Origin of the sequence: Clostridium sardiniense, from assembly GCF_050584765.1 — a bacterium.
Classification (GTDB): domain Bacteria; phylum Bacillota; class Clostridia; order Clostridiales; family Clostridiaceae; genus Clostridium; species Clostridium sardiniense_A.
On record NZ_JBNOOR010000001.1, the window covers coordinates 1,001,581 to 1,013,770 of the forward strand.

The 12,190-nt window shown below is 27.5% G+C and carries 10 protein-coding genes; all 10 read left to right on the forward strand.

Annotated elements, in window-relative coordinates; all coding sequences use genetic code 11:
- The first annotated feature begins 97 nt into the window (after nucleotides 1-97).
- The 10 genes from ACQPUW_RS04780 (at nucleotide 98) to ACQPUW_RS04825 (ending at nucleotide 12,169) form a co-directional block, all read left to right on the forward strand.
- The gene (locus ACQPUW_RS04780) at nucleotides 98-934 is read left to right on the forward strand and encodes a MerR family transcriptional regulator (RefSeq protein ID WP_430836353.1); all 837 of its coding nucleotides are present in this window, start codon (nucleotides 98-100) and stop codon (nucleotides 932-934) included.
- A 205-nt stretch (nucleotides 935-1,139) separates the two neighbouring features.
- On the forward strand, nucleotides 1,140-2,843 hold the full coding sequence (gene hcp, locus ACQPUW_RS04785; RefSeq protein WP_430836354.1) for a hydroxylamine reductase: 1,704 nt from the start codon (nucleotides 1,140-1,142) through the stop codon (nucleotides 2,841-2,843).
- A 168-nt stretch (nucleotides 2,844-3,011) separates the two neighbouring features.
- A complete protein-coding gene (locus tag ACQPUW_RS04790; RefSeq protein WP_430836355.1) occupies nucleotides 3,012-6,290 on the forward strand; it encodes a ligand-binding sensor domain-containing protein in 3,279 nt (1,092 codons plus the stop codon).
- A 128-nt stretch (nucleotides 6,291-6,418) separates the two neighbouring features.
- Nucleotides 6,419-6,598: a hypothetical protein gene (locus ACQPUW_RS04795; RefSeq protein WP_430836356.1), complete on the forward strand. Its 180-nt coding sequence runs from the start codon at nucleotides 6,419-6,421 to the stop codon at nucleotides 6,596-6,598.
- Between the two features lie 446 nt (nucleotides 6,599-7,044).
- Nucleotides 7,045-9,363: a bifunctional glutamate--cysteine ligase GshA/glutathione synthetase GshB gene (gene gshAB / locus ACQPUW_RS04800; protein WP_430836357.1), complete on the forward strand. Its 2,319-nt coding sequence runs from the start codon at nucleotides 7,045-7,047 to the stop codon at nucleotides 9,361-9,363.
- Entirely contained in the window at nucleotides 9,363-9,632 is a 270-nt protein-coding gene (locus ACQPUW_RS04805) for an ArsR/SmtB family transcription factor (RefSeq protein ID WP_430836358.1), read from the forward strand. Before gshAB ends, ACQPUW_RS04805 begins: the two co-directional genes overlap by 1 nt.
- 39 nt (nucleotides 9,633-9,671) lie before the next feature.
- Entirely contained in the window at nucleotides 9,672-10,562 is an 891-nt protein-coding gene (locus tag ACQPUW_RS04810) for a hypothetical protein (protein WP_430836359.1), read from the forward strand.
- 172 nt (nucleotides 10,563-10,734) lie between these two features.
- Complete coding sequence (locus ACQPUW_RS04815; RefSeq protein ID WP_204596320.1) at nucleotides 10,735-10,890, forward strand: zinc-ribbon domain-containing protein; 156 nt, start codon at nucleotides 10,735-10,737, stop codon at nucleotides 10,888-10,890.
- Between the two features lie 116 nt (nucleotides 10,891-11,006).
- Nucleotides 11,007-11,918: a tetratricopeptide repeat protein gene (locus ACQPUW_RS04820; protein ID WP_430836360.1), complete on the forward strand. Its 912-nt coding sequence runs from the start codon at nucleotides 11,007-11,009 to the stop codon at nucleotides 11,916-11,918.
- Nucleotides 11,919-11,947: 29 nt separating this feature from the next.
- A complete protein-coding gene (locus ACQPUW_RS04825; RefSeq protein WP_204596322.1) occupies nucleotides 11,948-12,169 on the forward strand; it encodes a DUF454 family protein in 222 nt (73 codons plus the stop codon).
- Nucleotides 12,170-12,190 lie beyond the last annotated feature (21 nt).

The following is a 12,190-nucleotide window of genomic DNA, read 5'->3' on the forward strand; positions in this document are numbered from 1 at the left end:
TAGAATTAGAGTATGTGTTATAATATGGTTGTATTATAAAGTGTATAGTTACTATACAGTCAAGGTGTTTTTTATAAAATTATAAGGGTGGAAGTTTATGAATGAGAAAAAAGAAAAATATTTAACTATAAGTGAGTTTGGTAAATTATGTGGAGTTACAAGAAAGACTTTAATATTCTATGATAAAGAAGGGATATTTTCTCCAATTTTTAAAGATAGAAATGGATATAGATATTATAGTTTAAAACAATATGATACGTTCAATATAATTTTAGACCTTAGAAAGATAGGTGTAACTTTAGAAGATATAAAATTATATTTGGATGAAAGAGCTCCTGAAAAATGTATAGATTTATTGGAAGAAGAAAATAAAAAAATAAAGAAAAAAATTGAAGAACTTAACCTTATATCTAAAGTTATAAATAATAAAATTAAATTAACAAAAGAAGGCATAGAAGAAATAAATAATCTAGATGTATCTATAGAAGAAAGAGAAGAAGAATATATTTTATATTCAAAGATAAAATCAAATAATCAAAAAGATTTAATGATGGACTTGATTAATTTCGTTAATTATTGCAATGATGAAGGAATTGATTATGGATATTCAATTGGGGCAACTGTAAGCCAGGAAAATATACTAAATAAAAAATTTACTATTTGCGATAAGTTTTTTGTAAATGTTAGTAAGGAGTATAAGAAATATAAAAAAGATAAGCTTTTAATAAAGCCTAGAGGATTATATGCAATAATAAATCACAAGGGAGATTATTACTGTACAGATAAGTCTTACGAAAAGCTTCTAAAATATATAGATGATAATGGATATAGAATTTGTGGAGAATCCTATGAAAATTCTTTACTTGATTATTTTTCAATAAAAGATGAAAAAGATTATCTAACAGAAATATCTATTAGAGTAGAGAAAGAATAATGAATATTTAATGGTATTATGTAAGCGTTAAAAAAGGAAAAGTACAATAGTGAATTTTGAAAAAAATAATTAAATTTAAATTTCGTAACTTTTGTTACAGAATTAAATATGAGTATTTTAGTATACTTTCTTTTGTCAGAGGACAAAGATTAGGAAATAAATTTACATAATTATTTAATAAAGTAACTAAGGAGGAAATATAAATATGGGAATGTTTTGTTTTCAATGTCAAGAAGCAGCAGGATGCACAGGTTGTACAGTAAGAGGAGTATGCGGAAAGACAGAAGATGTAGCTAAGGCACAAGATTTACTAGTATACGTAACAAAAGGTCTTGCTATAGTAAGTGATGAGGGAAGAAAAGTTGGAATAATAGATACTAATGTTGATAGATACATAACAGAGAGCTTATTTACAACAATTACAAATGCAAACTTTGATAAAGAAGCAATTTTAAATAGAGTAAGAGAAACTTTAAAACTTAGAGAGTCTTTAAAAAATAGAGTAATAAAAGCTGGTGGAAAAGTTGGAGAAGTTGTAATTAAAGGAGGATTCTTTAAGAAGTTATTTGGTATGCAAACAAAAGAGTTTATAATGCCAGATGCAGCTACATGGAGTGGAGAAGATGAAATAGCTTTTGTTGCAAAATCAGAAACAGTTGGAGTATTAGCAACTGAAAACGAAGATATAAGAAGTTTAAGAGAACTTATAATGTATGGGTTAAAGGGTTTATCTGCATATATGAAGCACGCTATGAATTTAGGATATGATGATTCAGAAATTCATGGATTTATGGCAAAGGCATTAGCAGCTACTTTAAATGATGATTTAACTGTAGATGATTATGTTGCATTAGCTTTAGAAGCAGGTAAATATGGAGTAAATGGTATGGCTTTATTAGATAAAGCTAATACTGAAAGCTATGGACATCCAGAAATAACAAAGGTTAATATTGGAGTTAGAAAAAATCCAGGAATAATAATATCAGGTCATGACCTAAGAGATTTAGAAATGCTTTTAGAACAAACACAAGGAACAGGGGTAGATGTATATACTCATAGTGAAATGTTAGCAGGACAATATTATCCAGCATTTAAGAAGTATGATAACTTTGCAGGAAACTATGGAAACGCATGGTGGTTACAAGATAAAGAATTTGAATCTTTTAATGGACCAATACTTATGACTACTAACTGTGTAGTACCTACTAACAAACCATACATGAAGAGATTATTCACAACAGGTGCTAGTGGTGTACCAGGATGTAAGCATATAAAGGCAGATAAAGATGGAAAGAAAGATTTTAGTGAAATAATAGAATTAGCTAAAAAGTGTAAGGCACCAGTAGAAATTGAAACTGGAGAAATAATTGGTGGATTTGCACATAACCAAGTATTTGCATTAGCTGATAAAGTTGTAGATGCAGTTAAAAGTGGAGCTATAAGAAGATTCTTTGTAATGGCAGGATGCGATGGTAGAATGAAATCAAGAAACTACTACACAGATTTTGCTAAAAATCTTCCAAAGGATACAGTAATTCTTACTGCAGGTTGTGCTAAATATAAATACAACAAATTAAACTTAGGAGATATCGGTGGAATACCTAGAGTATTAGATGCTGGACAATGTAATGACTCATACTCATTAGTATTAATTGCACTAAAATTAGTTGAGGCATTTGGATTAAATGATGTTAATGAATTGCCAATTAGCTATAACATAGCTTGGTATGAGCAAAAAGCTGTAATAGTATTACTTTCATTATTACATTTAGGAGTGAAGAACATACATTTAGGACCAACGTTACCTGCATTCCTTTCACCGAATGTAGCTAAAGTACTAATTGATAACTTTGGAATTGCAGGAATATCAAATGTTAGCGATGATATAAAAATGTTTATGGAAAGCTAATAAGTTATAAGGAATAAAAATTAAATTTATTGAAGGAGTTATATTAAATAATATAACTCCTTTTGTTATTTTTTTGTACAATTTTCATGTTCACAATTGATTAATAAAGTTTACCGATTGACAATAAATGCAGTATATGGGAAAATGGCAGTATATTGGGTAAAAAAATTGTCGAAAGATAAGGGGTTGGAGATTATAAGTAAGAAAAGAGTTATAAGCTTATTTCTGTTAAGTATATTTTTAATAAGCAATTTTTTTTGCGTAAAAGTTAGTGCTGAGGAAAAAGATAAATATTTAAAATTTACAAATTTGACAATAAAAGATGGTCTATCTCAAGGATCAGTTTATGCAATTCATAGAGATGAAGATGGATACATGTGGTTTGGAACAAATGATGGTTTAAATAGATTTAATGGGTATGAGTACGAAGTAATAAAATCTGACGATAAAGATCCAAATACATTATTTCCAGGAATCATAGGCTCAATAGTAGATGATAAAGAAGGTTATCTATGGGTTGGTACAAGCTCTGGTCTTTCTAAATTAAATAGAAAAACCTTATCTGTAGAGAGAATAGAGGCCGACGTTAATGATCCTAAAAAAACATCCAGTAAGCATATTTGGGACTTGTATATTGATAGCGCGGAAGACTTATGGGTAGGAACAGAAAATGGATTAAATAGATATGATTTTAAGACAAAAGAGTTTAAAAAATATTTTAGTTTTAGCAATGATGAAAGTACATTAAGCGATAATTTTACTACCTCTATTGCAGAAGGATTAAATGGCGAGATTTGGGTTGGAACAAGAAATGGATTAAATATATTAAATAAAGAGACTGGAAGGGTAGTTAGAATTCCAAATGATGAATTGCCAAGTAGTAATATAGTAAAACTTTATAAAGACTCTAATGATAACATGTGGGTAACTACACAAAATAAAGGAATAGTTAAGTTTGATTTAAAGACAAATAAGGTGGATAAACTAGAAAGTTTAAATAAATTATATGGCTCTGAAAAATTTGCAGTTAACAGCATGTATGAAGATCTTCATAATAATATGTGGCTTGGAAGTAAAGGTGGGCTTATAAAATACTCTATGAATGATGGAAGTGTGGAGAGTTATACAAATAAACCTTACGATCCAGAGAGTTTAGTAGATAATAGTATACAAAGTGTTTATAGAGATAATGATGGACTTATATGGATTGGTACCTATAGTGGAATAAGTATATTAGATCCAGATCAAGAGTTTACTCATTATAAAAGTCAGCCAGGTGAAAAGAATACTTTAAGTGGAAATAGTATTGGCGGTATTTATGAAGATGATGATGGAAACCTGTGGATTGGGACTACAAATGATGGTCTAAATAAATTTGATAGAGAAAAAGATGAAATAACCCATTATAAATTTGATCCTAATAATGATAACAGTATACCAAGTAACACTGTCTTCCAGGTAACTGGGGATAAGAAGGGGAATATATGGGTAGGAACAAAGGAAGGATTATGTAAGTTAGATCCTAAAACGGGTAAGATAAAAAGATACCAGCATAATGCGGGTGAGAATTCAATAGTAGATAATGATGTTAAGGAAGTTTTTATTGATAATAAAGGATATATTTGGCTTGGAACTAGAAACGGGCTGGATGTATTTGATAGTGATAAAGAAGAATTCACTAATTTAAATAGTATTATTATAGATAATAATGTAGGAGAGACATTTATAAGGAGAATATTCCAAGATTCAAAAGGAAATTATTGGATTGGAATGGGGTGGAATGGAGGACTTATAAAACTTGATTCTAACAGAAAATTCCTAAAAAATTATAAGGTTGAAGAGGGAACAGATAATTCTTTAAGCAATAATGCTATTAAAGGTATTAATGAAGACAAAGAAGGAAACATATGGATTAGTACTTCAGTGGGGATTAATAAACTAAATCCTAAAACAGAAGAATTTACAGTTTATACTGAGAAGGATGGACTTGCAAATAACTATGTATATGGAGTGCTTATAGATGATGAAGATAATGTATGGGTTAGTACAAATGGTGGATTATCTAAGTACAATCAGAAAAAAAATTTATTTAGAAATTTTACTTTTATAGATGGAATACAAAGCAATGAATTTAATGGTACTGCTGAATTTAAAAGTAAAAATGGAGAAATGTTCTTTGGAGGAGTTAATGGAGTTACAGCATTTTTCCCAAAAGATGTATACAGAGATAGACCTACTGATTCAAAGGTTACAATATCTAATTTCAAAGTTTATAACAATAAGGATATAAGATTAAACAATGACAGTGTAGTTTTAGAAAACGATGAAAATACATTTTCTTTTGAATTTTTCCTTCCAGACTATAGAGGTATCAGAGAAGGAAAATACGAATATATGCTTGAAGGATTTGATAAAGATTGGGTATATTCAGGTAAAAGAAATTATGCAAGCTATACTAATATAGAGCCAGGAAAGTATACATTTAAAGTTAGGGCAAGAGATAGAAATGGTGAAATTAGTGAAGTGAAAAATGTTAATATAAAGATTAAGAAGGCTTGGTATAAATCTACATTGGCCTACTGTATCTATTTTATAATATTTATTAGCTTAATTTATTTTATTATAAATTATGTGAAGATACTAAATGGATTAGTTAAGCAAAGAACTGAAGAGCTTAATAAAGAACTTTTAGAGAATGAAAAAATATATAACCAATTATTAAAGTATGAGAAATTTAGAAACACATACTTAGTCAACTTGTCACATGAGCTTAGAACTCCTCTAAATGTTATCTTATCAAGTGAACAGCTTATAACTTCATTAAATAAAAAAGAAGATAATATAAATAAGCGTGATTTAAATAAGTATATGAATATAATAAAGAAAAATTCAAAGACTCTTTTAAAGGTTATAAATGATTTAATTGACAGTTCTAAGATTAGTGCTGGAGCTTATAAGTTAGATATAGGGGAAGTAGATATTGTTTATTTAGTTGAAGAAGTAGCACTATCTATGAAAACTTATATAGAAAGCAATGATCTTGAGCTTATAATAGATCCAGAAATTGAAGAGAAGATTATAGAATGTGATAAAACAAATATAGAGAGATGTGTTATAAATCTTATCTCTAATGCTGTGAAATTTACAGAAGCGAAGGGTACAATATTTGTAAGTATTAAAGAGAATAAAGATAGTATCGATATAATAGTTAAAGATACTGGTATTGGAATACCTGAAGAACAAAAAAATATAATCTTTAATAGATTTGCTCAAGTTGAGACACAAGTTTCAAGTAAACATTGTAGCAGTGGAATAGGACTTACATTAGTTAAGAGCTTAGTAGAGCTTCATAATGGTAAAATAACATTAATAAGTGAAGTAGGTAAGGGAAGTGAGTTTATAATAACTCTTCCAATAAAGTATAAAAAACAAAATAAAGATGATTAATTTAAAAGAAGTTATGCTCACCTTAGCATAACTTCTTTCTTTTTAATAAAAAATTCATATAGAGAACATACGAAGAAAATATAAAAGTATTAGAATAAATATATAAATAGATTAAGGAGGGATTATATATGAGTTTAAGAGCAAGAACTAAACAATTAGAAGAAAAACTTAGAAAAGAATATAGAAAACTCGGAAAAGAAGATGGGGAAGCTTCAATAGAAGAAATGGAAGATGCAGTTACAGATTACTATAGAGGAGAAGGTAATGCTATTGAAGATCTATATGATTTTCTAGAAAGAAACTGCTAAAATTACATAGTTACTAATCAATGTCTTTTATTGATATTGATTAGTAACTAATTATAATAATTAATTAAATAGTAATTACTTATTATTAAAAGTATGATATTATTTAAGCAAATAAAATAATTTCTTGAATTAAATTATCTTTACTATATAACTATATTCTTATATAGTTATATAGTAAAGATGAAAATTTAATCTTAAAATAAGCTTATTAACTGTTCTTAACTACTATATGGATATTATTTATATTATATTTCTATAATAAATATAGAATTTTAGCAATTTTTAAACTTATAAAAATAATATAGATAAGAAGAATCTATTTGGAATAAATAGATTTTAAATGAGTATAAGTGTTATTAGTTTATTTAAAATGGCACAACTATTTAGAGACTTTTTAGTAGATAATAAAGATTAAGGTTTCAGCATGATGAAAGGTAGAGAGAAATATGTATAATGATTTATTACATTTAATTAAGGATAACAATTTAAGTAAAAGACTTTTAAAAAGTGGATTTGGACTTGAAAAAGAAAATTTAAGAGTGGATTCTAAAGGAGAGCTTGCATTAACAAGACATCCTAAAATTTTTAGTGAGGATAATCCTTATATAAAGAGAGATTTTTCAGAAAGTCAAGTTGAAATGGTAACACCAATATGTAATTCAATAGATGACGTTTATGATTTTATGGAGAATTTGCATAATATAGTATCAACAAGCTTAAAGGATGAATATCTATGGCCACAAAGTAATCCACCTATAATTCCAAAGGATGAAGAGATACCAGTTGCAGTACTTAAAAATGAAAAGGAAATTAAGTATAGAGAAGGCCTTGTAGCAAAGTATGGAGCTAAAAGACAGCTTGTAAGTGGAGTTCATTTTAACTTTTCTTTTAATGAAGAACTATTAAAAGAAATTTATAAATTAACTGAATGCAAAGAGAGTTATAAAGATTTTAAAAATGATATTTACTTTAAGGTAGGAAGAAATTTAATAAAGTATAAGTGGTTTTTAATATATCTAACAGGAGCTAGCCCAGTATTCCATAAAAGCTATAAGGGAACATGCAATAAGCAATCTAAGAGACTTGGCAAAGATGATTACTATTTTAAAGGAGTAAACTCTTTAAGAAACAGTGAGTGTGGATATAAGAATGCAGAAGATTTTTATGTTTCTTATAATAATGTAGAAGAATATGTTGGGGATATAAGAAGACTTATATCTGACAATTGTATACAAGGTGCAAGAGAGTATTATAGTCCTATTAGATTTAAGACTAAAGAAGATGGAGATATGCTTCAAAATCTTTTAGAACATGGAGTTAAGTATATAGAAATTAGACTTCTTGATTTAGATCCATTATGTAAGATAGGTATAAGCAAAGATACATTAAATTTAATTTTCTTATTTGTATTATTTACTGTATTTACTGAGGATCAAGAATATACAGTTAAATTACATGATGAGTATGTAGAAAATGATAATAATGCTATAGAAAATCATGAATATCACTTAATAAACCTTAACGGAGAAAAGGTTGGATTAAGACAACAAGGACTTAAAGTATTAAATGAAATAGAAAATATAGCTAATACTTTATTCCCAGATAATGAAGAACTTAAGAAGGTTATTAATATTTCAAGAGATAGATTCAATAATTATAAAGATACAATTGCAAGTCAGCTTATTAATGGAATGAAAGAGTCAAATTATATTGATTATTTCATGAAGCTTAGCAAAGAGTATTTAGAATACAGCAAGAAAAATGTATTTAAGCTAAAGGGATATGAAGATTTAGAACTGTCTACTCAAATATTAATTATAGATAGTATTAAAAAAGGTATAGAGTTTGAAGTGCTAGATAGAATGGATAACTTTATTTCATTAAAAAAAGGTAATCATATAGAATATGTAAAACAAGCTACAAAAACATCAAAAGATAGCTATATAACAGCTTTAATAATGGAGAATAAGCTTGTTACTAAAAAAGTATTAGAAGAAAATAATATAAGAGTTCCAAAAGGTGATTACTATAATAATGTTGAAGATGCATTAATGGATTTTTATAGATACAAGAATAAACAAATTGTAATTAAGCCAAAATCAACAAACTTTGGAATTGGTATTACTATATTCAAAGGTAATTTCTCAGAAGAAGAATTTAAAAGAGCCTGTGAAATAGGTTTTGAAAATGATAATGAAATATTAATTGAAGAATTCATTCATGGAAAAGAATATAGATTTTTAGTTATAGATGATGAAGTTGTTGGTATACTTCATAGAGTTCCAGCTAATGTATTAGGTGATGGAAATAGCACTATAAGGGAACTTGTAAATGAAAAGAATAAAGATCCACTAAGAGGAAAGGGATATAAAACACCACTTGAAAAAATATCTTTAGGTGAAGCAGAAGAAATGTTCTTAAGAGAACAAGGAAAGAATTTTGACTATATACCTAAAAAAGATGAAATTGTGTATTTAAGAGAAAATTCTAATATAAGCACAGGTGGAGATAGTATAGATTTTACAGATGATATTCATGATAGTTATAAAAAAATAGCAATAGATGCAGCTAAGAGTGTTAATGCTAAAATAACTGGAGTAGATATGATGATAGAAGATATAAAGAAGGAAGCTTATGAAGAGGGCTATGGCATTATAGAAATAAACTTTAATCCAGCTATTCATATACACTGTTATCCTTATAAAGGATTAAACAGAAAAGTAGGAGATAAAGTATTAAACTTGCTTTTTGAGGAGACAAATTAATGGATGAAAGAACAAGCGAGATTTTAAAGGCTATAGCTCATCCAGTTAGAATAAAAATAATAAAGCAGTTATATGACGGTCCAATTTGTGTTTGTAATTTAAATAAAAATATAGATTATTCTCAGGCTAATATTTCAAAGCATCTTAAAATATTAAAAAATGCAAGGATCGTTGAGTCTACAAAAGAAGGTATGTATCAGTATTATAAATTAACAAATAGTAAGGTTATGGAAATAATATATTTAGCAGAAGAAATAGTATGTAATTAAGATATAAAACAAAAGAAAAAGAGGAGAAATATAAGTAGAATGAAGATTATAAATCCATATGGATATGAAGGTAAATTTTTAAAAGGAAACCTCCATACACACAGTAAGAATAGTCCTTGCGGTTTTTATAGAACTGATAGAATCGTAGAAATGTATACATCATACAAAATGGAATATGATTTTCTAGCAATAACAGATCATTATACATTGACAGATGTTAGTGAATTTAAAGACAGGGAAGACATATTGCTTATTCCAGGAGTGGAGTATAAAAGAAAAGATCATCAAACTTTAGGGATAAATATTAAAGAATATAACGATGATTTAGATAATGATACTAACCATCAAGAATTATTTAATAGCGTAGATGCTCAAGGTGGAATAAATATAATATGTCATCCCCATGTTATTAGAGAAGATTATTGGACATTAGAGGAATTATTAAAATTAGATAATTACACAGGTATAGAGATTTTTAATAATAATGTTAGAATGGATTGCAAAGGTAGAGCTATTGCAACAGACTTATGGGATAATCTATTAAGCAGAGGGAAATATGTATACGGATTTGCAAATGATGATATGCATATTTTTTCAAGAGTTGGTGGAGCCTATAATATGGTATTAGCTGAAGAGAAAACTATAGATAGTATAATAAAAGCAATAAAAAGAGGAAGTTTTTATGCTAGCTTTGGAATTACTATAGAAGATATACAGCTAAAGGATAATATAATATCATTAAAAAATGGAGATAGAAGAGTACCACATATATATTTTAAGTTTATTGGTAAAAATGGAAAGTTACTTAAAGAGGAAAAAGGTAATGTAGCTACATATGAGATAAAAGGTGATGAAGGATATGTTAGAGTAGAGGCTTACAGAGAAGACGGTGCAAGGGCTTGGCTTCAACCTTTTATAATTGTAAGATAAATTAAGAATATTTTGAAAATTCACTTGAAATGATAAAATCCATATGATATACTTAATTTGTAAATTAAATAAAGATTCGAATAATTAGATATTTTCTGTTTTTAGAGTTTGTTCCAATTACATAGAAAAGGCTAATTATTAAGGAACTTTATATGTTTTGGAGGAATGAAAAATGGAAGATAAGACTATTCAATGTAGAGATTGTGGAAAGGAATTTGTTTTCACTGTAGGAGAGCAAGAATTCTATAAAGAAAAAGGATTCGAAAACGAACCTACTAGATGCCCAGAATGCAGAAAAGCTAGAAAACAAAGATTCAACAATAGATAATATTAGTTAACTACAAGTCATAGAACTTTAAGTTCTATGGCTTTTTTTATGATTACACTTTTAAATTTCTTTGATATAATATTTCTATAAATCATAAGAAGAGAGGCAAAAGAATAATGGACAGTTATTTATTTAATAATCATATAAATGTTGCTAGAAGCTTTAAAGCAGAAGGTAATAGATTAAAGGCTCTTCAATTTTATAAAAAAGCTTATAAATTAGAAGAAGGAAGATGCGATATAGAGCTTCTTTTAGATATGGCACTTTTATATCATGAATTAGAGCAGATAGATTTAGCAGAAGAAAAATATAGGGAAGTATTAGATATAGATAATAAAGAAGAAAGAGCTTATTATGGACTTGGAACTCTTTATGATGAAGATGGATTCTTTGAAGATGCAAAGGAATATTATAAGAAGGCAATAGAACTTAATGAAAATTATGATAAGGCATATTTCTTTTTAGCTAATATATATGATGAAGAAGGAGAAAAAGAAAAGGCAATAGAGCTTTATAAAAAAGTTTTAGAGATAAACCCAAGAGACCTTTGGGCCAATGCTAATCTTGCTTGTATAATGGAGGAACTTGGAAGGCTTAAAGATGGAGAAGAATATAATAAAATAGCATTAGATATAGAGCCTAAACAATTTAGAATATTATTTAATATGGGTGTAATACAGAAAGGATTAGGAAATATTGAAAAAGCAAAGGAATACTATGAAAAATCAATAGAAAGTAATCCTAAATATCCATATAGTCATTTAAATTTAGGAGTAATTTATAGAGAAAATGGGAACTATAATAAGGCTATAGAAATTATATCAAAGGGAATAGAAGAAAATCCCGATGAAGGATTTTTATATTATAATAGAGCATGTTTTTATGCTTTGATCGGTAAAGCTACAGAGGCACTAGATGGTGTAATAAAGGCAACTGAACTTAATGACTTTTTTATAGAATATATGAAAAAGGATAAAGAACTTGACTCTATAAGAAATTTACCTAGATATATAGATATGTTTTTATAGTAAATATACTAGAAATAAGGTGAATTTAAATGGGAATAATTAAGAAAATTCTATATATGATATTAGGATTTATATGTCTTATAGTAGGTGCTATTGCATCTTTAATTCCCTTAGTACCTGGTTTTGTAATAATTGGATTTGCTGGAGCTTGCTTTGCTAAAGGCTCTAAAAGGTTTAAAAATTGGCTTAAAGGAACCAAGGTATATAAAAAATATTTAGAGAAACATATGAAAGATTTTATAGATAAATAGAAGGAACTGTCTTTAAATAGG